The organism is Pseudomonas sp. LY-1, from assembly GCF_053502595.1.
In genome coordinates this window covers 3,302,712-3,327,984 of record NZ_CP094353.1, presented here as the reverse complement: position 1 = coordinate 3,327,984, position 25,273 = coordinate 3,302,712, and the positions used below count along the sequence as shown (strand labels likewise).

Sequence of the window (25,273 nt, the reverse complement as noted above, 5' to 3'; positions counted from 1 at the left end):
TTCGCGGTGCCGTCGATTTGAGCGCCAGCCCATTGGCGCCCGCGAGCCCACGCAGCGGCGGATGATTTCGCGCTGGGAGCGCGATCTGTCCCCCCGACAGATGTGAAAAAGTTGTTAAGCAATTCTCCCCCAAGTCTTTTTTGCGCGGATCCAATCTGCCACACTTACGCGAATAATTATCAATACGTTTATTATTCGCCATGGATGGCGCTCGGGGGAGGCTCAGATTCATGTCCGTTCAACAACCTGTCGGTACGCGTTTTTCACCCAGTCTATTGGCATTGGCCATCTGCCTCAGCGGCACCCAGACAACGCTGGCGGCCGATACCGAAAAGGCAGCGGCACCGCTTGAACTGGGCGCCACCGAGATCAGCGGCCAGGCACTCGGCGAGACCACCGAAGGCACCCAGTCCTACACCACCGGTGCTATGGCCACAGCCACCAAATTGCCGCTGACCATGCGCGAGACCCCGCAGGCCGTGACCGTGATCACCCGCCAGCGCATGGACGACCAGGCCATGACCAGCGTCAACGATGTGGTCAAGAACACCCCCGGCCTGTTCCTCAGCCAGTCCAGCGGCCCCGGCCGGCAGACCTACAGCTCGCGCGGCTTCGACATCGACAACATGATGTTCGATGGTCTACCCAGCGCCTACTCGGGCTACACCAACAGCGTGCAGCCCAACCTGGCGATGTTCGACCGGGTCGAAGTGATCCGCGGCGCGACCGGCCTGGTCACCGGCGCCGGCAACCCTTCGGCGGCGATCAACTTCGTGCGCAAGCGCCCCACCGCTACGCCGCAGGTGTCGATCACCGGCGCGGCCGGCAGTTGGGATGACTATCGCATGGAGCTCGATGCTTCCAGCGCCTTGAACGACAGCGGCACCCTGCGCGGCCGCGTCGTCGGCTCGTACCGCGACGCCAACAGCTTCCGCGACAACGAAACCAGCGACCACGGCCTGTTCTACGCGATCAGCGAAGCCGACCTCAGCGAAGACACCACCGCCACCCTCGGTTTCTCCCGGCAGGAAGACCAGACCAACTTCTTCTGGGGCGGCCTGCCCATCGGCACCGACGGTCATCACCTGAACCTGCCCCGCTCCACCAACCCCGGCAGCGACTGGGAAAACAAGGAGCTGACGATCAACACCGTATTCGGCGACGTCCAGCACCGCTTCGACAATGGCTGGAAACTCAACGTCGCCGGCTCCGCGTCACAGCTGGACGGCGTGTTCACCGGCAGTTACCAATCGCGCTACCAGACCGAGCTGGCGCGCACCGCCTACCAGTCGCATCAGGACGACAAACAGTACGCCTTCGACACCTTCGCCAGCGGCCCGGTCGACGCCTTCGGCCGCACCCACGAAGTGGTGGTCGGCACCAGCAAACGCATCTACGACGCCACCTCCAAGGAATACAGCCCTTACGACACCAATTACCCGCTCAACGGCGCCAAACCCGACTTCCAGCGCAACGGCAAAACCCACACCCTCACCACCCAGGACGGCGTCTACCTGACCACGCGCCTCAACCTGGCCGACCCGCTCAAGGTGATCCTCGGCGCACGCTTGGACTGGTACGACTATGACGATCGCCAAAGCCAGGACGGCGACTACAAAGTCACCCGCAACCTGACGCGCTACGCCGGGGTGATCTACGACCTCGACGAGCACCACTCGGTCTACGCCAGCTACACCGACATCTTCAACCCGCAAAGCAGCAAGGACCTCTCGGGCAAGGTGCTGGAACCGATCGTGGGCGAAAACTACGAAGTCGGCATCAAGGGCGAATATTTCAACGGTGCGCTCAACGCCAGCCTGGCGGTGTTCCAGATCGACCAGAAAAACCGCGCCACCACCGCCGCCACCCAGGCCGGTTGCCCGGTGCTCACCTGCTACGCAGCCGCCGGCCTGGTGCGCAGCCAGGGCATCGACCTGGAACTGCAAGGCGCCCTCACCGAAAACTGGCAAGTCGGCGGCGGCTTCACCTACACCCGCGCGCATTTCATCAAGGACAGCGACCCGGCCAATGACAACCAGCGCTTCAGCTCCGATACACCGGAACGCCTGTTCAAACTCACCACGTCCTACCGCTTCCAGGGCCCGCTGGAAAAACTGCGCATCGGTGGCAACGTCTACTGGCAGAGCCGCATGTACAACGACATCGCCCTCACCAACGGCAGCTATCGCCTGGAGCAAGGCAGCTACGCGGTGGCGGACGTGATGGCCGGTTACCAAGTGAACCAGCACCTGGACCTGCAAGTGAACGCCAACAACATCTTCGACCGCACCTACTACTCGGCGATCGGCAACAGCACGATCTGGGGCTCCACCGACACCTACGGCAACCCGCGCAGCTTTGGGGTAACGGCGAAGTACAGTTTCTGACGCTGATGAGGCCGCTCGGGTAGCCGTTCTCGATCTTCAGGCAGGCGCAAAAGACGCACGAACGCGGGTTTCATCCGTGCTCTGCGAACTGCTGAGCTGACCGGCTTCATTGAGCACCTTCAACGCGCCATCGGCCTCCACCGTAAAGCCGTATTTCGTGCCGGCCAAATCCGGATAAGTCGCCGCGAGCGTTGACTGGAATGTCTTGAACGTGGCGTTCAGCACGCTTTGCGCGCCTTTGGCGATCTCGATGATCCGAGGAAGCGCTCGTGATGCCGAGCGGCCGACCCACGTATCGATAGCCTCCAGCGACTGCATTGGTTCAGCGTCTGCGCTGGGATGGTAGACAGCCGCCGGGCCGGCGCTGGCCACGGCGTCCTTCGCGAGGTCCGTCAGAGGCTTGGCCACGAGTATCTGGTCGGCAGGCGTAAGGTGGTATTGGCGGGCGGGATATAGGTAGAACTGAGGGTAAGTACCATTTCATCGGTCCATGATTGAGTGGTTCACAGCGGTTATCGACGTCAAGGGGGCAAACTTTAGGACTTGGATTGTCTTCTCCCCTCAAGCCCCTTTATCCTCGACCCTCCCCGCCAGTACCCGGAACCGCCATGGACCTCACCACCCTCGCCCTCTTCCTACCTGCCTGCTTCGCACTGAACATGGCACCCGGCCCCAACAACCTGCTGTCCGTCAGCAACGCCACGCGCTACGGCTACCGCACTGCCTGCCTCGCCGGCATCGGCCGCCTGCTCGCCTTCGCCGGCATGATCGCCCTCGCCTCCGCCGGGTTGGCGGTGGTGCTGCAAACGTCGGAGTTGTTGTTCTACGCGATCAAGATCGTCGGTGCGGCGTATCTGTTCTATCTGGCGTTGCAACTGTGGCGGGCCGATCCGCAGGCGCAGGACGAATCGATTACGGCCAAGGTAGGAATATGGGAGTTGGCGCGTCAGGAGTTTCTGGTAGCGGCGGGCAACCCGAAAGCCATCCTGATCTTCACCGCCTTCCTCCCACAGTTCGTGGTGCCCGGCCAGCCCATCACCCCACAGTTCGCCCTGCTCGGCGCACTGTTCCTGGTGCTGGAATGGATCGCCATCAGCCTCTACGCCTATATGGGCCTGCACATGCGCCGCTGGTTCGCCGAGCCACGGGGCAAGCGGTTGTTCAATCGCTGCTGCGCGGGGTTGTTGTCTGCGGCGGCGACGGTGTTGCTGATGGCGCGGCGGGCTTGAATGGCGTTCTCAAGGCGGCGGGATGCGCGCGGTGATGCCTATCGGCCTCATGGGTTGCTCTTCAAACACCAACACCGCGTTTTCGGGACGAATAAGCAGCAAGCCACGTTCAGGCCCTACTGAGTCGAGGTCCAGCCCCGCGCCTTTGTGCCTAAACATCCGTTTACAACAGCAATAGCCAAATGCCACCATTCGCTCATCTACGATTTGCTACAAGGACGTCGCGTGAGCCACAACTTCAAGTTCTTGACCCTGCCCCACCGCTCCGGCGAGGTCGCCAACATCTTTATCCACGGCTACTCAGCCGGCCACGATATAGAAGACCGGTGCGCGCTGAGCAAATGTATCCCGTCATCCCTCCACGAGTGCATCAACATCTTTGCGTTCTGGCCTTCCGGTCATTGGAGCCAGTTCGATAAGTTATCCAGCAGTAGCGTGGCGGCAATGGCTCGGCTGAACATCTTCGCGGGTACCGCGGCAGCAGTAGCCGATCGCGCCGTCCACTTCAACACCAGCCGCAAGCGCGCCACCGCCATGGGCAAGACACTGCTCTCGCAACTTGAGGGCTACCTGCTCAAACATCACCCCTACGTGTCGAAGGTCAATCTGGTCGGGCACTCGCTTGGCGGGCGGGTCATCGTGAGTGCGCTACTCGATCTGCTCGACAGGCCAACTGATCACGATCTTGAAATTGGCGATGTGTTGTTGATGGCGGCGGCTGCCGAATTGTCGGGAGACGAGGCTCGAGCCATCCGCAAGCGCACAAACTGCAGGCTGTACAATGCTTACTCAAAAGATGACGACGTTCTGCGATTGAATATGGGCGAAAGCAGCGCGGGTCGCCAGCCAATCGGTAACTGCAAAAACGTTCGGATGGAGTCCTTCGGTCATACAGACTATTGGCCGCGTCTGGAGCAAGTACTCAGGGCATCAGGCTTCCATGGCTACAAAAGTGGCCTGCCGGCGTCGAATCAGCCCCAACTGATCATCAAGAATCCCGATCCGGTCGTGACCGACCACTTCATTTATGACCTGCTCGAACTGACCAGCGATCGAATCCGCAATCAAGTCGCCAAGCACCTGCGTAGCAGCAGTTGGACGACCCTTGAGACCGACCATTCACTGTATCTGCTGACCAAGGAATTCCAACTACTGGGCGGCCACTGCTTGGCCAACCTGGCGCGTAGACGCGGTCTTAAGTATCTACAGATCCTGCTCATGCTGACAGAACACTACGACTTGGTAGACGAGTTGCACGATTGTGCTCGGGTGATTGAGATGGAGGGGTTGCTCATCAGCAAATGCTTCCACTCTTCTTTCGGTGAGGGTCATGTACTCGCGTCAAAACAGGACATTGTCCAGCATTTGGAGGTCATGTCCGAGAAAGCTTACTTTGAGCAGGTCGATGCGTTGGCGGCAAGCCTGACCGTTACGTCTTACTTCTCGACCCCTAGCGCACCGGCCCCCGTGTATCGCAAGGCGCACTCAACGCTGACCAGTAAGAACAAGGAGTTAACGCTGGCATCTGCAACGCGACTGCCCTCCCTCACTCATCTGGTTTCGACCGAGCGCATCAAGGCGGCGGTTACGAACCTGAAAAGTGCAGTCAAGCCCGGCTACTCGGCCTTGATTCCCGCGGTTGCGATTCTCTTCTATGCGCGCTTGAAGCTGAATAACGAAGGGCTGCTCTAACCCTAGCGTGCTCAATGGCTGTGCCTCGCCCTCGACACCTCAAACTGTTATTTGAGTACCGCGAAGTGCAGATCATTAATCACTGAGGGGATTGGGAATGACTGGCAGGGATGCCTTAAAACTAAAGAATGATGGGCGACAGCCGACAACCTGAGCGTGCGAAGGGGGATTTTAGAAGCCCAACCAAGTATCAGATAAGCAAAGTACGCAGGATCGCGATGGGATTTCAAACTGGAAGATCAGAAACTCACGCGACGGACATGGATGCTCAATCGACGCTTTCCGGATCATTCCGGGGTACGGCCTTTAGTGCAGACCCGACAAACATATTCTAAAAACCAACACAACCCACATAAGGCCGCACATGATTATTGTCGTAATAGCCGGAATTATTTTAGCCGTCGTTATGTTCAAGCTATTACTTCCACTTTTAGGGGAAATGGTAGGCGTGATAATCGGCGGGCTGCTGCTACTTGGCGCAATCGCTTTGTGCGTAGCTTTTCCACCGATCATTATTCTTTTTTTAATCATCGGGTTCATTATTGCCGGCAATAAAAAAACGAAGGACAAGCAATGAGCGTAACGACAGAGAAAGAACTAGCCGACGCGGTAAACCGCAATGAAGACACCATCGTGATTGAAGGCGATCTTGCAAAAAAAACCATTCGGATAAAGGCTACCGGCACGGTTGCATGGGCTGTGGCCATTGGTTCTATATGCATAGTCTTTTATGGCGTCATAGCCACCGTCGGTACGGGTGGTGTTGCCACACCGGTTGCTGGCTTCGCAGCGGTTGCCGGGTCAGGCGGAGCCCTCAGCGTTCTAGGGGCTGCAGCAACTTCGGCGGCTATTTCCATGGCCGTTTCGGTAAGAAGCCTTAGCGTGTTAAAAAAGTTAAGAGGCAACTATAAGATAGTCAGTGAGTCGGACAACAAAGTCACGCTTAAGCGCAGCTAAAACAGTGCTTCGCGGTTGGCCCCGGCATTTCACCCAAAACGACCAATTCCGAGCCAATAAATTTATTGCTCGGCGGTCGAATACAATTCATGCTCGGTACTTCGTCAGCTGCTGCTCAACATTCTATTAGCACTCGAATGAGTTTGGATTCGGTTGTTGCTCACTATTTGCTTAATGCAAACAGCATCGCGCGCGTACCCGCAAGGATCAGCTAACGCCAGCACCTACATCCGATGCTGTTCCAGCAGGAAGTCCACGAACAACCGCACCCGCGCCGGCATTGCCGAGCCCCCCACGAACACCGCATGAATCGGTTCCTCGTCGCCGGGGTTCCAGGCTTCCAGCAGCGGTATCAGATCGCCACGCTGCAGGTCCTCGCTCACGCTGAACTCGCCGATACGCGCAATGCCGGCACCTACTCGCGCGAGTTGGGCCAGCGCTTCGCCACTGCTGCATTCGATGTTGCCGCTGACCTTCAGGGAAAACGCTTTTCCGTCGCGGATGAATGGCCAGTTGGGTTCGGCACGTCGGAAGTTGAAGCGTAGGCAGTTGTGCCGCAGTAGATCCTCCGGTTCCAGGGGGATGCCGTGGCGCTGCAGATACGCGGGCGATGCCACCACTACCTGGCCGGTGGCGCCGATCCTGCGCGCGGTCAGCGGGCTGTCGGGCAGATAACCAAAGCGTACCGCCACGTCGGCCTGGCCGCCGAGAATGTCCACCACTTCGTCGCCGAGGGTGAGGTCGACGACGATGTTCGGGTAGCGCGCGCTGAATGCCGCCACCAAGGGCACGATGGCCAGCCGCCCATGACCAAGCGCGGCGCTGACGCGCAATCGCCCCCTTGGGACGCCCTGGTCGGCGATGGCTTCTTCGACCTCGGCCATGTCGGCCAGGATGCGCCGGGCGCCGCGCAGGAACGCCTCGCCCTCGGCGGTGAAGGTGAGCGATCGGGTGGTGCGCAACAGCAGCCGAGTGCCAAGACGCTGTTCAGTACGGGCGATGATCCGACTGACCGCCGAGGGTGTCAGCCCCAATGTCCGCGCGGCGGCCGACAGGCTGCCTTCCTGCGCCACGCTGACGAACACGCCCATTTCACCCGATCTGCCGTTGAAGTCCATTTGTGCCCCTTACGCAAAGGTGATTGCCAAAAATGCTATCTACCGCCGGAAAAGGCTGAATCGTAGCATTGGCGGCATAGATAAGGAGCCTTCCATGCGTATCAATCCACCACTTGTCGCACTCGCCATGGGTGCCTTTGGCATCGGCGTTACCGAGTTCGCTCCCATGGGCATGTTGCCGGGCATCGCGGCGGATCTCGGTGTTTCCATTCCCGCCGCAGGTCTGTTGGTCAGCGCTTACGCCCTGGGCGTACTGCTCGGCGCGCCGCTGATGACCCTGACCACCGGCAGGATTCCACGGCGCTATCTGCTGATCGGACTCATGGCGATTTTCACCCTGGGAAATCTGATGTCAGCCCTGGCGACCGATTACTACAGCCTCATGGTCGCCAGGGTGGTGACCTCACTGAACCACGGCGCGTTCTTTGGCGTCGGCGCCATCGTCGCCGCCAGCGTGGTTGCCCCGCAGAAACGTGCCGGAGCGGTTGCGGCCATGTTCATGGGCCTGACCCTGGCGACCATCGGCGGTGTGCCGCTGGCCGCCTGGTTCGGCGAACTGTTCGGCTGGCGCAGCGCATTCTGGGGGATTACCGGCCTCGGTGTGGTGGCCATGGCAGCGTTATGGTTCGCCCTGCCCAACCTGCCGGCGCCGCAAAGCGGCGGCGTACTGGCCGAAATTCGGGTATTGGGCCGTGGCCCGGTGCTGGGGGCACTGGCCCTCACTGTCGTCGGCTCGGGGGCAATGTTTACCGTCTTCACCTACATCGCGCCGATTCTCAGCAGCGAGACCCACGCGTCCACCGCCTACATCACCGCCATGCTGGTGCTGTTCGGTGTGGGGTTGACGCTGGGCAACATGTGGGGCGGCAAGGCCGCCGACCGCTCGATAGATCGCACCCTGATCGTTTCGCTGAGCGTGCTCATTCTCGTCTTGCTCGCGTTCACCGTACTGATGCGTTGGCCGCTGCCGGCCGCCGTTGCCATCCTGATATGGGGTATCGCCAGCTTCGCCCTGGTGCCGCCGCTGCAGATGCGCGTCATGGAAGCGGCCAAGGACGCGCCCAATCTGGCCTCGGCGGTGAACATCGGTGCCTTCAACTTAGGCAACGCGATTGGTGCGGCGCTGGGCGGAGCGGTGATCAATGCCGGGCTGGGTTATCCGGCGATTTCCCTGGCCGGAGCAGCAATGGCGGGGCTGGGGCTGCTGATGGTGTTGGCTTTAGCCTGGCGTTCCAGAACGCTTGCAACTGCGGTGGTGTGACGTACGCGCTGTCACAGCCCAACGGTTCAGGATGAACCGCTTTCGGTACCGCGCCCTTGCGTAATCACTGGCCAGATCATCCCCCGGTGCCTTCCGGCAGCTTGGCAATCACCTTGATCTCGAACTGGTAACCATACAGCCATGTGACACCCACGCCGGTCAGCGTCGGGTGTGGCGCCCGGCCCCAGAACTCCGGCACAACCTTCCAGATCGTCTCGAACGTCGACTCGGGATCGACGATGAAGACGGTGACGTCAATCACATCGTCGAAGGTGCAACCGGCAGCGACCAGGATTGCATTCAGGTTGGTGAACGCGCGTCGGACCTGGGCCTCCAGATCGGGTTCGGGCGAGCCGTCTTCGTGGCTGCCGACTTGCCCCGACACAAATAAAAAACCATTGGACTTGATCGCCGGCGAATAGCGATTGCGCTCGTAAAGCGCCTGGCGTCCAGGTGGAAAAACAACATCACGCTGCGTCATAGGTGCCTCCATCAATGGGTCAAAGCCGACCCGGAACTAACGATGCAGAGACTGTATGGACTTGTACCTGGGCGATAAACACGCAACCCTAGCTAGCACTGTTTGTAAAATCCAAACAATCCAATCGAGAGCGGGGGTTAGCAATGGACCGTTTTGATGCGATGCAGGCGTTTGCTCGCGTGGTGGAAGCTGGCAGCTTCACCAAAGCGGCCGAAACACTGCACATGAGCAAGACCACCGTGACACAACTGGTACAGCAGTTGGAGGCACGGTTGCGGGTTAAATTGCTTAACCGCACCACGCGCAAAGTCAACGTCACGGCCGACGGTGCAGTCTATTACGAGCGAGTGTTACGGCTGCTGGCCGACATGGACGACGCCGAGACCAGCCTGTCCGGCGCCTCGACACTGCCCAGGGGGCGATTGCGAGTGGATGTGCCAAGCCCGCTGGCCAGCATGATTCTAGTCCCCGCATTGCCCGAGTTTTACCTGCGCTACCCGGACATCCAGATCGACATGGGCGTCAGCGACCGGATCGTGGATATGATCGGTGAGAACATCGATTGCGTGGTGCGCGGCGGCGAGATAAAGGATCAGTCGCTGATGGCCCGGAAGGTTGGCGACCTCCAGCTTGGCGTTTTCGCCGCACCGAGCTACCTGGCCCGCGTCGGTATCCCCGCACATCCGCGGGAGCTGGAAGATTCGCAACACCGAATCGTCGGCTTCTTGTGGGCGCGCACCGGTAAAGCCCTGCCCTACTCCATGCGCAACCACGCTGAGAGCCTACAGGTCAAAGGTCGCTATGCGCTGGCAGTCGACGATGGCAACGCCTACCTCGCGGCCGGCCTGGCCGGGCTGGGTGTGCTTTGGCTGCCCAAGTACATGTCCACGACCTACGAAGCACGCGGCGAATTGGTGCCCCTGTTCAAGGACTGGCGTCTCGATCCGATGCCGATCTACGTGGCATTTCCGCCGAACCGGCATATCAGCATCAAGGTGCGCGTGTTCATCGACTGGGTCGCGGAGCTGATGGCGCAGCATGCGCCTGTCAGCGAGCGACTTGGTTCGTGACGGTGGCGTTGGGCGCGCGCAGACGTTTTGCTCATCTGCGCGTTCTTCGTCCTTGACGATCGGCTTGAGAGAATCGTGGGTGTTGCTGGCCCCAGCATGCTGATTCTGTATGCGGCCTCTGTCGGCGAGGCCGCGGTACTCGGTTCGCAACACCGCATCCGCCCTTCACCCTGATCTAAACTCCACACACCCATTCACCGTGGAGACCGAACATGAACAACAAAAACACCCTGTGCCTCTGGTACAACGGCACCGCCCTGGACGCTGCGACGTTTTATGCCAAGACCTTCCCGGACAGTGCGGTGAAGGCGTTACACCGCGCGCCGGGGGATTATCCCGCAGGTAAACAGGGCGACATTCTGACCGTCGAGTTCACCGTGCTGGGCATCCCGTGTCTCGGCCTGAATGGCGGTCCGGCATTCCCGCACACCGAGGCGTTTTCCTTTCAGGTGGCTACCGATGACCAGGCCGAGACTGATCGGCTGTGGAACGCCATCATCGACAACGGTGGCCAGGCCAGTGCCTGCGGTTGGTGCAAGGACAAGTGGGGCCTGTCGTGGCAGATCACGCCGCGTGTGTTGTCGGCCGCCGTGACCCATGCCGACCCGGCGACGGCCAAGCGAGCCTTCGAGGCGATGATGACCATGACCAAGATCGACATTGCCGCGATTGAGGCCGCAGTGGCTAATCCCTGACCGACAACGATCGTTTCACCGCCCAGGCACCGTTCAAGTGCCTGGGCGGTGCAACCTGCCGGTAACTACGCAGGGCTTGACACATTTACTCACACCCCCTGAAGATGGAGCCCTCATTCAGGGTGTGTCAGCTCATGCTTGCAACGTCTTTCGTTAACCTTTCCGTCATTGGCTTGATCGCCAAGGCGCAAGGTTGCGTTGCGCGCGCCCTCAAATCGAAGAAACAGTCGCTCATGTGACCGGGGCGCGCTGTCCCGTCAGATGAGCTGACAGGACATTGAGCGCGACGGACACCCTGCCCTTGCACAATTCCTTCTGCCCTTCTGACGGTGACTTAATCGGTCAATCATCAGGAGAGAGTGCATGTCAGCGTTTCAAGGTATCTGGGTTCCCGTGGTCACGCCGTTTCAGGACGGAGCCATCGACTTTATCGGCTTGCGCCGGCTGGTTGAGCATCTGCTGGAAAAGCACGTGGCCGGGATCATGGTCTGCACCACCACGGGCGAAGCCGCGGCGTTGAGCCGCCAGGAACAACTGGCGGTGCTGGATGCGGTGTTGCAGTGGGTGCCGGCGCACCGCGTGGTGATGGGCCTGGCGGGATATAACCAGATTGAGCTGTTGCAGTTCCAGGGCGAAATCCTCAAACGCCCGGTGGCCGGGCTGTTGGTGCCGGCGCCCAGCTATATCCGTCCGTCCCAGAGCGGCCTTGAAGCGTTCTTCCGCACGGTGGCCGACGCCTCCAGTGTGCCGATCATTCTCTATGACATTCCCTATCGCACCGGCGCGACCTTCGAACAGGCCACGCTGCTGAACATCGTCGCCCATCCGCGCATCGTCGCGGTCAAGGACTGTGGCGGCAACCTGAGCAATACCCTGGCGCTGCTGGTCAGTGGGGCGGTGGATGTGCTGTGTGGCGAGGACATCCAGATATTCAATGCATTGTGCCTTGGCGCCAGTGGGGCGATCGCAGCGTCGGCACATGTACACACCGAGCGGTTCGTGGCGCTGTGGCAGCAGGTGCGGGATAACCAGTTGAGCGAGGCGCGGCAGACGTTTTTCCAGTTGCTGCCGTTGATCGATACGTTGTTTATGGAGCCCAACCCGGCACCGGTCAAGGCCGCGCTGGCCTTGCAGGGGCTGATCGGCAGTGAATTGCGCGCACCGATGCAGCGGGCCGGCGATGCCACCGTCAGCCGTCTGCAAGCGTTGCTGTGAAGCCGGTTGATTGAGTGTCCCGCGCCACCTGCAACCGGTGCAACGTGATGTTGCGCACCTGCTGCTTGCTCAGTTCGATATGCCGCTTGAGCAGTTGCTGCGCCTCTTCACCGCGCCGTTGCAGGATAGCGTCGAGTATCTGCGCGTGTTCTTCGTAGGTCGCCGCGATCCGCGAAGCCTGGGTAAAGTCGAGCCGGCGGATGATGCGGATTTTTTCCGTAATGGCGTAGTGCATGCGCGCCATTTCGCGGTTGCCGGTGGCTTCCACCAGGGCGCAGTGAAAGCGCTCGTCCAGCGCGGACACCACCTGGGTGTCCTGCTGGCGTTCGCCCTCCTCCACCTGCCAGATCGCCTGTAACCCTTGCAACTGTGCAGGGCGCGGTTCATCCATCAGGCATAAACGGTTGACCGCCGCCAGTTCCAGAATGATCCGCAGGTCATACAGCTCTTCGAAGTAGGTGAAGTCGAACGGTTTCACCTGCCAGCCACTGCGGAAGTACACCTCCAGGTAACCTTCCTTCTCCAGACGATAGAGCGCCTGACGCACCGGGGTGCGGCTGACGTTCATGCGCTCGGCCACTTCGCCTTCGCTGAAGCGGTCGCCCGGCAGCAGGCGAAAGTCGAAGATATCCGCCTTGAGCTGCGCGTAGATGCGTTCGGCCAGGCTGTCGGGGCGCGCCTTGGGATTTTTCAGGGTTGAGCCCGGCATGCTCAGCCCCGGCTCGCGATAAAGGCGCGCCAGCCGCCGAATTCGGTGATGTCGAGCGCATCGGCCAGGGCCCAGGGTTCGCAGATAAAGCCTTTGACGTTGCGCCCGTCGGTCAGGCTCAGGTTGCCGATGCCCAACGGTGCGGGGACTTCGGCGACGAACTCGCCAAAGCGGGCGATGGGCATGTCCCACAGCTCGACGATGATCGAGCGGCCACTGTCCGCCCTGGCCAGCCCCGGCTTGGGTGGCACCGTGCCCGGTAGCGCGTAGAGTCGATAGCTGTCGGCGGTCAGCGTTTGCTCCACCAGCACCGCATTGCGCGTGGTCAGTTGGAAATTCAGCGGCATGCCGCTCAGGTGCGCGCCGACCACCGCCAGGCGCACGCTGCCGGGCGCGGGGGTTGGTGCGGCCGGTGCGGGCAACTCGCGCGCGGTGGCGCCCAGCGGCAGGCCGAGGCCGGCTTGCCAGCGCTTGCCCAAATGGGCCAGGGCCGTGTCGTGCCAGGCCGGCGCCAACAAGGTGATGCCGCTGGGCAAGCCATCTGCGCGCAAGCCGGCGGGCAGCGCCAGCGCGCACAGGTCCGCCAGGTTGGTGAAGTTGGTGTAATAGCCGAATTGCGAGTTGTAGCGCACCGGCTCCAGCGCCATCTCGGCCTGGGTGCGAATCGTCGGCGAGGTCGGCACCAGTAATGCGTCGAAGCCCGCCAGCGTGTCGTTGATGCGCCGGCTCAGGTCGGCGCGCAGGTATTCGGCTTTGTAGGCGTCGCAGGCGCTGTATTCAAGCCCGTTTTCGACGATGCCGCGCACCACCGGGTTGATCGCGTCCGGCTGCTGTTCAAGCATGCTGTGCAGGGCGACCGTGCGCTCGGCGACCCATGGGCCGAAATACAACTGGTCCGCCAGCGCCTTGAACGGGCTGAAATCCACCGGGGTGATCTGCGCACCCAACGCCTTGAAGCGCTCGACGGCCTGCTCGAATACGGCCTGGTTCTGGGTATCGCCGAAGAACTCCAGGGTCGCCGGAATGGCGAGTTTGATCGCACGCCCCACCGCCACCGGCGCGGTATGGGGGTTGGCGCGGGAATAGGCGTCGCTCGCGTCGTAGCCTTCGGCCACTTGCGCCACGGATTCGGCGTCTTCCACGGTCAGGGCAAACACCGAGATGCAATCCACCGTGCGGCACGCAGGCACCAGGCCGGTATTGGACAGGCGGCCTTTGCTGGGTTTTAACCCGACGATATTGTTGAACCCCGCCGGCACCCGACCGGAGCCGGCAGTGTCGGTACCCAGGGAGAACGCCACCAAACCCCGGGCGACCACCGAGGCGGAACCGGAGCTGGAACCGCCGCTGACATACGCCGGATTGAAGCTGTTGGCCACCGCGCCATACGGCGAGCGTGTGCCCACCAGGCCGGTGGCGAACTGATCGAGGTTGGTCTTGCCCATCAGGATCGCACCGGCCGCACGCAGCTTGGCGACGACGCTCGCATCCGACGCCGGGGCGTAGGCAAATTCCGGACACGCCGCCGTGGTCTCCCAACCGGCCGCGTCGATGTTGTCCTTGATCGCAAACGGCACGCCGTACAACGGCAACTGGGTCATATCGCCACCGACCGCCGCCAGCCGCTCGCTCAATTGCGCCAACTGCGCCGTCAGTTGTTCAGGCCGCGCGCGGGCGATCCAGGCGTTGTCGGCGGCGGCGTATTGCGCGGCCAGGGTCAGCACGATGTCCGGGGTGATCGTCCCGTTGCGATAGGCCTCACGCCATTCGCCGAGGGTCCAGCCGATAACGCTCTGCATAAGGGTCTCCATCTTGTATCCAAGTTTGGATTTGTTTCTAGCAAACCCCAGGCCAGCTGCGCACACCCAACGATTGCGCGGGTTCGCGCCCAGGCGGCGCTGCAAGACTGCCCACCGATGGCGCACCGAGCCTTCGCTCATGCGCCAAAAAAAGACAGCCGGCCGACCGCGCAGTTGCGACCCGTGCAATAGCGGCCTATGTTCCAAGCCACGCTTTGCCGTTTGCTGTCCCCCCACCCTACACCCAGGTGACGACATGCCCACGCTTGCCCGCCCCGCCGTGCTTGAACTGATCGGCAACACTCCGCTGGTGCGGATCAGCCGCTTCGATACCGGCCCCTGCACGCTGTTTCTCAAACTCGAATCGCAAAACCCCGGCGGCTCGATCAAGGATCGCATCGGCCTGGCAATGATCGACGCCGCCGAGCGCGACGGCCGCCTGCGCGTCGGCGGCACGATTGTCGAAGCCACCGCCGGCAACACCGGGCTGGGCCTGGCGCTGGTGGGCCGGGCGAAAGGCTACCGGGTGGTGCTGGTGGTGCCCGACAAGATGTCCACCGAAAAGGTGCTGCACCTCAAGGCCATGGGCGCCGAAGTGCATATCACCCGCTCCGATGTCGGCAAGGGCCACCCCGAGTACTATCAGGACGTCGCTGCGCGCCTGGCCAAGGACATCCCGGGCTCGTTCTTCGCCGACCAGTTCAATAACCCGGCCAACCCGCTCGCCCACGAAACCAGCACCGCGCCGGAGCTCTGGGCACAGACCGAGCATGACCTCGACGCGATTGTGGTCGGCGTCGGTTCGGTGATGGCCGAATACAGCCGCAGCGGCACTCTGGTCACCCCGGGTTCCTGGGCGGTGGAAGGTATCGGCGAAGACTTCGTCCCCTCGATTGCCGACCTGTCCAGCGTGCGCCACGCCTATTCCATCAGCGATGAAGAGAGCTTCGACCACGCCCGACAGTTGCTCAAGGCCGAAGGCATTCTCGGCGGCTCGTCCACCGGCACCCTGCTCGCCGCAGCCTTGCGCTATTGCCGCGCACAGACCGCGCCCAAGCGCGTGGTCAGCTTCGTCTGCGACACCGGCACGCGTTACCTGTCGAAGGTCTACAACGACCAATGGATGAGCGACGCGGGCTTGCTGCACTACAAGCACTACGGCGACCTGCGCGACCTGATCGCCCGGCGCTTCGAAGACGGCCGCGTGATCAGCGTCAGCCCCGACGACACCCTGCTCACGGCCTTCCAGCGCATGCGCCTGGCCGATGTCTCGCAATTGCCGGTGCTGGTGAATGGCCAGGCACTGGTGGGTGTGATCGACGAATCCGACATCCTGCTGGGCCTGCACCACGACGCCGCGGACTTTTCCATGATCGTCGCCAGCGCCATGACCGAAACCCTGCACACCCTCGACCCCAGCGCCAGCCTCGCCGAGTTGCAGGCGGAGCTGGATCGCGGCCTGGTCGCCATCATCGCCGACGCGTCGGGCTTCCATGGCCTGATCACCCGTGTCGACCTGCTCAATCACCTGCGGAGATCCCTTGCATGAGTCAGCCCGATAAAAGCGCGTTTGCCACCCGTGTGATCCACGCCGGGCAATCGCCCGACCCGACCACCGGCGCGCTGATGCCGCCGATCTACGCCAATTCCACCTACCGGCAAGACAGCCCCGGCGTACACAAGGGCTTCGACTATGGCCGCTCCCACAACCCCACGCGGTTCGCCCTGGAGCGCTGCGTGGCCGACCTGGAAGGCGGCCGCCAGGCGTTTGCCTTTGCCTCGGGGCTGGCGGCGATTTCCACCGTGCTGGAGTTGCTGGATGCCGGCAGCCATGTCGTCTCCGGCAACGACCTGTATGGCGGCACCTTCCGCCTGTTCGACAAGGTGCGCCAACGCAGCGCCGGGCACCGTTTCAGTTTTGTCGACTTGAGCGATGTGCAGGCGTTTGAAGCCGCGTTGCAGGACGACACGCGCATGGTCTGGGTCGAGACGCCCAGCAACCCGCTGCTGAGCCTGACCGACCTCAGCGCCATCGCGCGCATCTGCCGCGCCCGCGGCATCCTCTGCGTGGCCGACAACACCTTCGCCAGCCCGTGGATTCAGCGCCCGCTGGAGCTGGGTTGCGACATCGTGGTGCATTCCACCACCAAATACCTCAATGGCCACTCCGACGTGATCGGCGGCATCGCAATTGTCGGCGACAACCCCGAACTGGCCGAGCGCCTGGGCTTCCTGCAGAACTCGGTCGGCGCCATCGCCGGGCCGTTCGACGCCTTCCTGACCCTGCGCGGCGTGAAAACCCTGGCCCTGCGCATGGAGCGCCATTGCAGCAATGCACTGGACCTGGCGAGCTGGCTCGAACACCAACCGCAGGTGGCGCGGGTTCACTACCCGGGCCTGGTCTCGCACCCCCAGCACGCCCTGGCACGTCGGCAGATGCGCGGGTTTGGCGGGATGATTTCGGTGGTATTGAACAGCGACCTGGCCGGCGCCAGGCGTTTCCTGGAACACGTCAAACTCTTCGCCCTGGCCGAAAGCCTCGGCGGCGTGGAAAGCCTGATCGAACACCCGGCGATCATGACCCATGCCAGCATCCCGGCAGCGACGCGGGCGCAATTGGGCATTGGCGATGGGTTGGTGCGGTTGTCGGTGGGGATCGAGGACGTGGAGGACTTGCGCGCGGACCTCGCGCAAGCGTTGGCACATATCTAATGTGGGAGGGGGCTTGCCCCCGATAGCGGTGGGCCAGTCTCCTGATTCAGTGACTGACAGATTGCTATCGGGGGCAAGCCCCCTCCCACACTGGATACTGCGTCAGGCTGACATGATGTTGGCCCGCGTGCCGTGCAGTTTTTGCAGACGCCTCGTAGTCTGCCAGTTCCATCTTAATGTGGGAGGGGCGGTGCGACGATTCGACTTGCCCCCGATAGCGGTGGGCCAGTCTCCTGACTCAGTGACTGACAGATTGCTATCGGGGGCAAGCCCCCTCCCACAATGGATACTGCGTCAGGCTGACGTGATGTTGGCCCGCGTGCCGTGCAGTTTTTGCAGACGCCTCGTAGTCTGCCAGTTCCATCTTAATGTGGGAGGGGCGGTGCGACGATTCGACTTGCCCCCGATAGCGGTGGCCAGTCTCCTGATTCAGTGACTGACAGATTGCTATCGGGGGCAAGCCCCCTCCCACACTGGATGCTGCGTCAGGCTGACGTGATGTTGGCCCGCGCGCTATGCAGTTTTTTATAGCTCTCGATCAAGCGCAGATGCCGGTCCAGCCCTTCCAGCTTCATGCTGGTCGGCGTCAATCCATAAAAGCGCACGCTGCCGTTGACCGAGCCGATCACCGCATCCATCCGCTCGTTACCGAACATCCGCCGGAAGTTGGCCTCGTAGTCCGCCAATTCCAGGTCTTCATCCAGTTCCATCTCCAGCACCGCGTTCACCGCCTGGTAGAACAGGCCGCGCTCGACGGTGTTGTCGTTGTACTGCAGGAACATTTCCACCGCTTCCTTCGCTTCCTCGTATTGCTGCAGGGCGAGGTAGATCAGCAGCTTCAATTCGAGGATGGTCAGTTGGCCCCAGGCGGTGTTGTCGTCGAACTCGATACCGATCAAGGTGGTGATATCGGTGTAGTCGTCCAGTTCGCTTTCCACCAGGCGTTCGGCCAGGGCCTTGAGCTGCGCGTCATCCAGGCGATGCAGGTTGAGGATGTCGGCACGGAAAAACAGCGCTTTGTTGGTGTTGTCCCAGATCAGGTCGTCCACCGGATAGATTTCCGAGTAGTCCGGCACCAGGATGCGGCAGGCGGTAGCACCGAGGTGCTCATACACCGCCATGTACGATTCCTTGCCCATGTTCTCGAGAATGCCGAACAGCGTCGCGGCTTCTTCGGCGTTGGAGTTTTCGCCCTGGCCGGAGAAGCCCCACTCGACAAATTCGTAATCCGAGCGGGCACTGAAGAAGCGCCACGAGACCACGCCGCTGGAGTCGATAAAGTGCTCGACGAAGTTGTTCGGCTCGGTCACTGCGTGACCTTCGAACGTCGGCTGCGGCAGATCGTTCAGGCCTTCGAAACTGCGGCCTTGGAGCAATTCAGTCAGGCTGCGTTCCAGCGCCACTTCCAGGCTCGGGTGCGCGCCGAACGAGGCAAACACACCACCGGTACGCGGGTTCATCAAGGTCACGCACATCACCGGGAACTCGCCGCCCAGCGAGGCATCCTTGACCAGCACCGGGAAGCCCTGGGCTTCCAGCCCCTGGATCCCGGCCAGAATACTCGGGTACTTGGCCAGCACGTCAGCCGGCACATCCGGCAGGGCGAATTCACCTTCGATGATTTCACGCTTGACCGCCCGCTCGAAGATCTCCGACAGGCACTGCACCTGGGCTTCGGCCAGGGTGTTGCCGGCGCTCATGCCATTGCTCAGGTACAGGTTTTCGATCAGGTTGGACGGGAAATACACCACCTCGCCGTCCGACTGGCGCACAAACGGCAGTGCCACAATCCCGCGGTCTTCATTGCCCGAGTTGGTGTCGAACAGGTGCGAGCCACGCAACTCGCCGTCGCGGTTGTAGATATTCAGGCAGTAGGCGTCGAGGATTTCCGCTGGCAGTTCATCCTTGCGCCCAGGCTGGAACCAGCGCTCGTCCGGGTAATGCACGAACGGCGCGTTGGCCAGTTCTTCGCCCCAGAACTGATCGTTATAGAAGAAGTTGCAGTTGAGGCGCTCGATGAACTCGCCCAACGCCGAGGCCAACGCGCTTTCCTTGGTCGCGCCCTTGCCGTTGGTGAAGCACATCGGCGAATGGGCATCGCGGATATGCAGCGACCACACGTTCGGCACGATATTGCGCCACGAGGCGATCTCGATCTTCATGCCCAGGCCGGCCAGGATGCCCGACATGTTGGCGATGGTCTGCTCCAGCGGCAGGTCCTTGCCCACGATGTAGGTGCCCGCCTCGGAAGTGGAATTGGGCATCAACAGGGCCTGGGCGTCGGCGTCGAGGTTTTCCACCTCTTCGATCACGAACTCAGGGCCGGCCTGTACCACTTTCTTCACCGTGCAACGGTCAATAGAGCGCAAGATGCCTTGGCGATCCTTGTCGGAGATGTCTGCCGGCAATTCCACCTGGATCTTGAAAATCTGGTTGTAGCGGTTTTCCGGGTCGACAATGTTGTTCTGCGACAACCGGATATTGTCCGTGGGGATATTGCGTGTCTCGCAGTACAACTTCACGAAGTACGCCGCACACAATGCCGACGAAGCCAGGAAGTAATCGAATGGCCCCGGCGCCGACCCGTCGCCTTTATAGCGAATCGGTTGATCGGCGATCACCGTGAAGTCATCGAACTTGGCTTCAAGTCGAAGGTTGTCGAGAAAGTTAACCTTAATTTCCATACGGGATTACCAAAATAGCGAACTTCAAATTGGCCGCCATTATCCGGTATTTGCGTTTGAAGTCTTGTGCTTTCGCGTTTCGGCCGCCGACTGACAGTGCTGAATACCTGATTTAGACCGGTGAAATGTTGCTGTTTGAGATTGTCAGACAATCGGTCTTCAACTTATCTGAATGCTTGCCGATGTCCTACAGGCAATTCTGGGAGTAGTCGAATGCGCAATAACCAACCCGTGACACAGCGCGAGATTTCCCTCGCGCCTTCGCAGAAGCTCATCTCCGCAACTGATGTTAACGGGATGATCACTTACTGCAACGATGCTTTTGTCGATATCAGTGGTTTTGAACGCGCCGACTTGATCGGCGCCCCGCAGAATATCGTGCGCCATCCCGACGTCCCCTCAGCCGTTTTTTCCCATATGTGGTGCGCGCTCAAGCAAGGCCTGCCGTGGATGGGTATCGTCAAGAATCGCTCGAAAAACGGCGACCATTATTGGGTCAATGCTTACGTTACACCGATCTTCGAAGGCAGCCGCGTGGTGGGCTTCGAGTCGGTACGGGTCAAGCCGAGCGCCGATGAAATCCGACGTGCCCAGGCGCTTTACCGGCGTTTGAGCCAGAACAAATCGGCGGTTTCGCGCCGGGACAGTTGGCTGTCGACGTTATTCGACAGCGTGCCCTACGTCGCCACCGGGCTTGCCGGCGCCGTGGGCGGGCTGTTCCTCAGTGCGCCGCTGGCCATGGCCGTGGCGGTAGCCGTTGCAGTGCCCGTGAGCATGATCGGCGCGCAGGTGCGTCGGCGTGCAACGTTACGCTTGCTTTCGGGCATCGAACCGTCGACCTCGGATGCGCTGATTGCGCAGATGTACAGCGATGAACGCGGCCCCCAGGGCCGCCTGGAAACCGCGTTCCTCAGCCAGAACGCTCGGCTGAAAACCTGCCTCACCCGCCTGCAGGACAGTGCCGAGCAGCTCAACGCGCTGGCCGGGCAATCCAACCGACTGGCCACGGCCAGTTCGACCGGCCTTGACCGTCAACGCGTCGAAACCGAGCAGGTCTCGGCCGCCGTCAACCAGATGGCCGCAACCACCCAGGAAGTCGCCAGCCACGTGCAGCGCACCGCGGATGCCACCCAGCAAGCCAACGTGCTGACCGGGCGTGGCCGCGAGGTGGCCCGCGATACCCGCGAAGCCATCGAGCGCCTCTCCGCCGTGGTCGGCGAAACCGGTGTCACCGTGGCGCAGTTGGCCCGCGACAGCGACGAAATCGGCACTGTCGTCGACGTGATCAAAGGCATCGCCGACCAGACCAACCTGCTGGCCCTCAACGCCGCGATCGAGGCGGCGCGTGCCGGGGATATGGGCCGCGGCTTTGCCGTAGTCGCCGACGAAGTCCGCCAATTGGCGCAACGCACGTCGCACTCCACCACCCAGATCCATGACTTGATCACCAAGCTCCAGGCATCGTCCAGCAACGCTGTACAAAGCATGGAACACGGCCAGCGCCAGGCGCAGGAAGGCGTGGCCCGGGTACTTGAGGCCGACCAGGCGCTGGTCGGCATCAGCGAAGCGGTGTCCCACATCACCGAGATGACCACCCAGATCGCCGCCGCCACCGAAGAACAAAGCGCGGTGGCCGAAGAGATCAGCCGCAACATCACCACCATCGCCGAACTGGCCGACCAGACGTCGGTCCAGGCCCATCAATCCGCGGACCTGAGCAAGGAACTGACCCACACCGCGTCCACCCAATACGCACTGGTTGAACGCTTCAACCGCTGACGGCGGATAGGCACGCGCCCATTCTCCACATGCCGCAGGCAGCTGGAGGATGGGCGCCTTCGGCCGACCTCGCCTCAACTCACCCCCAACTCCACCACCCCCGCATTCAACCGCACCGGCCATACCCGCAAGCGCTGCTGCGGTGCCTCCAGGCATTGGCCGTCCGCCAGACGGTAATGCTGTTTGTAGATCGGCGCAGCCACCACCAGATCGCCCTTGATACTGCCGACCAGCCCGCGGCCGATCACGTTCGCGCCGGATTCCGGGTCATGGTTGTCGATGGCGTAGAGGGTCTGGTCCGGCGCGTCCGGCAGGTAGAACAGCGCGACTTGCGCGCCGTCGTACCACACCACCACGCCGGAATTGTTCACCAGGTCGCTTTCGCTGCACACGCTTTTCCAGGTGGCAAGGTTACGCAAAGTGTTGGACTGGCTCATCAGGCAAGCTCCTCGATGACGGGAATCAGGTTGAGTTCGGCGGCCATGATCGGCCGGCGCTGGCCGCGTTCGTGGACAAAATGGATGTCCGGATCCGGGCGTTTGTCGTTGACGAAGGTGCGGAAGCGTTTGAGTTTTTCCGGGTCTTTGAGGGCGTTGGCCCATTCGCATTCGTACCGGTCGACCACCAGTTGCATTTGCGCTTCGAGTTCGGCGCCCAGGCCCAGGCTGTCGTCGAGGATCACGTCCTTGAGGAAACCCAGGCCGCCTTCCAGGCTTTCACGCCACACCGAGGTGCGTTGCAATTTGTCGGCCGTGCGGATGTAGAACATCAGAAAGCGGTCGATGTAGCGGATCAGCGTGGCGTCATCCAGGTCGGTCGCGAACAGCTCGGCGTGGCGTGGGCGCATGCCGCCGTTACCGGCGATGTAGAGGTTCCAGCCCTTCTCGGTGGCGATCACACCGACGTCTTTGCTTTGCGCTTCGGCGCATTCGCGGGTGCAGCCGGACACCGCGAACTTGAGCTTGTGCGGCGAACGCAGGCCCTTGTAGCGGTCCTCGATCAGCAGCGCCATTTTCACGCTGTCCTGCACGCCGTAGCGGCACCAGGTGCTGCCGACGCACGACTTCACCGTGCGCGTGGATTTGCCGTAGGCGTGCCCGGTTTCAAACCCGGCGTCGATCAGCTCGGCCCAGATGTCCGGCAACTCATGCAGTTGCGCGCCAAACAGGTCGATACGCTGGCCGCCGGTGATCTTGGTGTAGAGCTGGTATTTCTGCGCGACCACACCGATGGCGATGAGTTTTTCTGCGGTGATTTCGCCGCCCGGAATACGCGGCACCACCGAATAGGTGCCGTTCTTCTGCATATTGGCCATGAACGTGTCGTTGGTGTCCTGCAACGGCACCAGCGAGGCGTCCATGATCGGTTGGTTCCAGCACGATGCGAGGATCGAGCCCACCGCCGGTTTGCATACATCGCAACCGGTGTGGCCACGGCCGTGCTTGGCCAGCAACTCTTCGAAGGTGATCACCCCTTCCACGCGTACCAGGGCATACAACTCCTGACGGGTGTAGGCGAAGTGTTCGCACAGGCTCTTGTCGACGCTGACGCCACGGGCGACCAGTTCATGCTCGAACACCTGCTTGAGCAAACCGGCGCAGCCGCCGCAACCGGTGCAGGCCTTGGTCTGCGCCTTGAGCAGGCCGAGGTCGGCGCAACCGCTGTCGATGGCCGCGCAAATCGAACCTTTGGTGACGTTATGGCAGGAGCAGACGGTGGCCGACTCCGGCAACGCGCCAGGGCCGAGGCTCGGTGCGCCGGCGGACGACGGCAAGATCAGGCCGGCCGGTTCGGACGGCAACGCAATGCCGTTCTGCATGTACTGCAGCAAGGTGTCGTAGTAGCTGTTGTCGCCGACCAGCACCGCGCCGATCACCTGCTTGCCGCTGGCGTCCACCACCAGGCGCCGGTAGCTGGCGCTGGCCTCGTCGATGAACTGGTAGCTGCGCGCACCGGGGGTGTGTGCATGGGCGTCGCCGATGGACCCCACGTCCACCCCCAGCAGTTTGAGTTTGGTCGACATGTCCGCGCCGACAAAGGGCTCGGCGGTCTGCCCGCACAACAGGGCGGCCACCCCTCGGGCCATCTGGTAACCCGGCGCGACCAGGCCGAACAGGCTGCCGTTCCACGACGCACATTCGCCGATCGCGTAGATGTCCGGGTCGCTGCTCAGGCATTCATCGTTGATCACCACCCCGCCGCGCGGGCCGATCTCCAGGCCGGCCTGGCGGGCCAGTGCGTCCTGGGCGCGGATGCCGGCGGAGAACACGATCAGATCGGTTTCCAGAAATTCGTCATTGGCAAAGTTCATGCGATAGCGGTACTGCTCGCCTGCGCTGATCGATTGGGTGGCGCGGGACAAATGCACGCCCACGCCCAGGCGCTCGATCTGCGCCTTGAGCGCCAGCCCGCCGAAGTCATCCAGTTGCACCGGCATCAAGCGCGGCGCGAACTCCACCACATGGGCTTCAAGGCCCAGGCTTTTCAGGGCGTTAGCGGCTTCCAGGCCGAGCAGGCCACCGCCGACCACCACGCCACGCCGCGCATTCGCGGCGGCGCCACGGATGGCATCGAGGTCTTCAAGGGTACGGTAAACCAGCCGCGAATCGCCTTGCGCGCCGTCGATCGGCGGCACAAACGGGTAAGAGCCGGTCGCCAGGACCAATTTGTCATACGCCACGCTGCCCGTAGCGGTGATCACCTCGCGGCGGGCGCGGTCGATTTCCAGTACCGGCGCCCCCAGGTGCAGGGTCACGCCCGGCGTCTGGTACAGCGAAGCGTGCGACAACGCCAGCGACTCGGCATCACGGCCAGTGAAGTATTCGGACAAATGCACGCGGTCATAGGCACGCATCGGCTCTTCGCTGAACACATGCAGGCGATAGTGCTCCAGGGCGCCGCGCTCGATCAGTTGCGCCACACAATGATGGCCGACCATGCCATTGCCGACGACGATCAGGGTTTTCAGCTGTTTCAGACTGGCGAGAGTGGAATTCATATCAAGCACCCGACAAAGCTCATCACGGTTTAAAAAGCAAAAAAAAACGCCTGAAACCTTGCGGTTCCAGGCGTCTTTGCCTGTTCTGATGCGGGGTCGACCCGGACGTCTTCGCCGGTTCTACCGCTGGTGCCCATGACCTGTATGGCCTGTCGATCGTCGTTGACCGAGCTGGGTTGTACAGAGTGCTTGCAGGCTCTGTGCCAACCAGCCGCCATGCCCGTCGCAAAGGCTGCAAACGGTGCTCAACCCTGCCAGACACCGCTGGTTGTGCCTCCAACTGGTGCGCTCCGGCGTCATAAAAGTGCATTTCTGCGCGTGACGAGCCCGCGCTGGGGGCAACCAGGCCCGTCACAGCGGCGTGTGAAAAACCTGGCGCGTGACTTGCTAGGAATACGCATACCAAGCAGTCAACGCAGACTGCCACTCACGACAAAGGCGCCGTGTAATCCCCGTTTCCAACGGAGGGTTGCAGGGCGTTTTTTTA

At 61.7% G+C, this 25,273-nt stretch carries 20 protein-coding genes and 1 pseudogene; 13 read left to right on the top strand and 8 right to left on the bottom strand.

Features of this window, described 5'->3' with window-relative positions:
* Window positions 1-230 precede the first annotated feature (230 nt).
* A complete protein-coding gene (locus MOQ67_RS15165) occupies window positions 231-2,387 on the top strand; it encodes a TonB-dependent siderophore receptor (RefSeq protein ID WP_198717235.1) in 2,157 nt (718 codons plus the stop codon).
* A 36-nt stretch (window positions 2,388-2,423) separates the two neighbouring features.
* Here the strand turns inward: MOQ67_RS15165 and MOQ67_RS15160 are convergent, their stop codons facing one another.
* Window positions 2,424-2,795 carry a hypothetical protein gene (locus tag MOQ67_RS15160; RefSeq protein ID WP_198717234.1) on the bottom strand — a complete coding sequence of 124 codons (372 nt, stop codon included), beginning with the start codon at window positions 2,793-2,795 and terminating at the stop codon, window positions 2,424-2,426.
* A gap of 200 nt (window positions 2,796-2,995) precedes the next feature.
* Here MOQ67_RS15160 and MOQ67_RS15155 point away from each other — a divergent pair, with 200 nt between their 5' ends.
* The 4 genes from MOQ67_RS15155 to MOQ67_RS15140 all read left to right on the top strand — a co-directional run bounded on the left by MOQ67_RS15155 (window position 2,996) and on the right by MOQ67_RS15140 (window position 6,265).
* Window positions 2,996-3,616 (top strand): LysE family translocator, encoded by a 621-nt coding sequence (locus tag MOQ67_RS15155; protein WP_046486052.1) that lies wholly within the window; start codon window positions 2,996-2,998, stop codon window positions 3,614-3,616.
* Between the two features lie 225 nt (window positions 3,617-3,841).
* The gene (locus MOQ67_RS15150; protein WP_198717233.1) at window positions 3,842-5,308 is read left to right on the top strand and encodes a DUF726 domain-containing protein; all 1,467 of its coding nucleotides are present in this window, start codon (window positions 3,842-3,844) and stop codon (window positions 5,306-5,308) included.
* Window positions 5,309-5,672: 364 nt separating this feature from the next.
* Window positions 5,673-5,885: a hypothetical protein gene (locus tag MOQ67_RS15145; RefSeq protein ID WP_046486048.1), complete on the top strand. Its 213-nt coding sequence runs from the start codon at window positions 5,673-5,675 to the stop codon at window positions 5,883-5,885.
* A complete protein-coding gene (locus tag MOQ67_RS15140; protein WP_046486046.1) occupies window positions 5,882-6,265 on the top strand; it encodes a hypothetical protein in 384 nt (127 codons plus the stop codon). The genes MOQ67_RS15145 and MOQ67_RS15140 overlap by 4 nt, the downstream gene beginning before the upstream one ends.
* Window positions 6,266-6,489: 224 nt before the next feature.
* On the opposite strand, the gene MOQ67_RS15135 is transcribed toward MOQ67_RS15140, so the two are convergent.
* Window positions 6,490-7,383, bottom strand: coding sequence for a LysR family transcriptional regulator (locus tag MOQ67_RS15135; RefSeq protein WP_017846409.1), 894 nt, complete (start codon window positions 7,381-7,383; stop codon window positions 6,490-6,492).
* A gap of 94 nt (window positions 7,384-7,477) precedes the next feature.
* Here MOQ67_RS15135 and MOQ67_RS15130 point away from each other — a divergent pair, with 94 nt between their 5' ends.
* Entirely contained in the window at window positions 7,478-8,644 is a 1,167-nt protein-coding gene (locus tag MOQ67_RS15130; protein WP_193069199.1) for an MFS transporter, read from the top strand.
* A gap of 76 nt (window positions 8,645-8,720) precedes the next feature.
* On the opposite strand, the gene MOQ67_RS15125 is transcribed toward MOQ67_RS15130, so the two are convergent.
* Window positions 8,721-9,125, bottom strand: a complete 405-nt coding sequence (locus MOQ67_RS15125; RefSeq protein ID WP_017846411.1) for a RidA family protein — start codon at window positions 9,123-9,125, stop codon at window positions 8,721-8,723.
* A 143-nt stretch (window positions 9,126-9,268) separates the two neighbouring features.
* On the opposite strand from MOQ67_RS15125, the gene MOQ67_RS15120 reads away from it, so the two are divergent.
* From MOQ67_RS15120 to dapA, 3 genes are all read left to right on the top strand, one after another.
* A complete protein-coding gene (locus MOQ67_RS15120; protein WP_017846412.1) occupies window positions 9,269-10,195 on the top strand; it encodes a LysR family transcriptional regulator in 927 nt (308 codons plus the stop codon).
* 212 nt (window positions 10,196-10,407) lie between these two features.
* A complete protein-coding gene (locus MOQ67_RS15115; RefSeq protein ID WP_017846413.1) occupies window positions 10,408-10,890 on the top strand; it encodes a VOC family protein in 483 nt (160 codons plus the stop codon).
* A 363-nt stretch (window positions 10,891-11,253) separates the two neighbouring features.
* Window positions 11,254-12,105: a 4-hydroxy-tetrahydrodipicolinate synthase gene (gene dapA, locus MOQ67_RS15110; protein ID WP_104903279.1), complete on the top strand. Its 852-nt coding sequence runs from the start codon at window positions 11,254-11,256 to the stop codon at window positions 12,103-12,105.
* Here the strand turns inward: dapA and MOQ67_RS15105 are convergent.
* Together MOQ67_RS15105 and atzF are read right to left on the bottom strand one after the other, a co-directional pair.
* Window positions 12,080-12,814 (bottom strand): GntR family transcriptional regulator, encoded by a 735-nt coding sequence (locus MOQ67_RS15105; protein WP_017846416.1) that lies wholly within the window; start codon window positions 12,812-12,814, stop codon window positions 12,080-12,082. The two genes, dapA and MOQ67_RS15105, sit on opposite strands and share 26 nt — an antisense overlap.
* Before the next feature lie 2 nt (window positions 12,815-12,816).
* Window positions 12,817-14,613 (bottom strand): allophanate hydrolase, encoded by a 1,797-nt coding sequence (atzF, locus tag MOQ67_RS15100; RefSeq protein ID WP_198717232.1) that lies wholly within the window; start codon window positions 14,611-14,613, stop codon window positions 12,817-12,819.
* A gap of 256 nt (window positions 14,614-14,869) precedes the next feature.
* Here atzF and MOQ67_RS15095 point away from each other — a divergent pair, with 256 nt between their 5' ends.
* Together MOQ67_RS15095 and MOQ67_RS15090 are read left to right on the top strand one after the other, a co-directional pair.
* Window positions 14,870-16,162 (top strand): pyridoxal-phosphate dependent enzyme, encoded by a 1,293-nt coding sequence (locus MOQ67_RS15095; protein ID WP_198717231.1) that lies wholly within the window; start codon window positions 14,870-14,872, stop codon window positions 16,160-16,162.
* Complete coding sequence (locus MOQ67_RS15090; protein ID WP_126585595.1) at window positions 16,159-17,325, top strand: cystathionine gamma-synthase; 1,167 nt, start codon at window positions 16,159-16,161, stop codon at window positions 17,323-17,325. Before MOQ67_RS15095 ends, MOQ67_RS15090 begins: the two co-directional genes overlap by 4 nt.
* Before the next feature lie 485 nt (window positions 17,326-17,810).
* Here MOQ67_RS15090 and MOQ67_RS15085 read toward each other — a convergent pair whose 3' ends face one another.
* Window positions 17,811-20,009: an OsmC domain/YcaO domain-containing protein gene (locus MOQ67_RS15085; protein WP_198717230.1), complete on the bottom strand. Its 2,199-nt coding sequence runs from the start codon at window positions 20,007-20,009 to the stop codon at window positions 17,811-17,813.
* Between the two features lie 213 nt (window positions 20,010-20,222).
* On the opposite strand from MOQ67_RS15085, the pseudogene MOQ67_RS15080 reads away from it, so the two are divergent.
* Together MOQ67_RS15080 and MOQ67_RS15075 are read left to right on the top strand one after the other, a co-directional pair.
* Window positions 20,223-20,495, top strand: a pseudogene (locus MOQ67_RS15080) (PAS domain-containing protein); the annotation flags it as partial.
* Window positions 20,496-20,747: 252 nt separating this feature from the next.
* Window positions 20,748-21,788: a methyl-accepting chemotaxis protein gene (locus tag MOQ67_RS15075; RefSeq protein ID WP_411567472.1), complete on the top strand. Its 1,041-nt coding sequence runs from the start codon at window positions 20,748-20,750 to the stop codon at window positions 21,786-21,788.
* A gap of 74 nt (window positions 21,789-21,862) precedes the next feature.
* On the opposite strand, the gene nirD is transcribed toward MOQ67_RS15075, so the two are convergent.
* Window positions 21,863-22,225 carry a nitrite reductase small subunit NirD gene (gene nirD, locus MOQ67_RS15070; RefSeq protein ID WP_017846422.1) on the bottom strand — a complete coding sequence of 121 codons (363 nt, stop codon included), beginning with the start codon at window positions 22,223-22,225 and terminating at the stop codon, window positions 21,863-21,865.
* Window positions 22,225-24,786: a nitrite reductase large subunit NirB gene (nirB, locus tag MOQ67_RS15065; protein WP_198717229.1), complete on the bottom strand. Its 2,562-nt coding sequence runs from the start codon at window positions 24,784-24,786 to the stop codon at window positions 22,225-22,227. The genes nirD and nirB overlap by 1 nt, the downstream gene beginning before the upstream one ends.
* Between the last annotated feature and the right edge of the window lie 487 nt (window positions 24,787-25,273).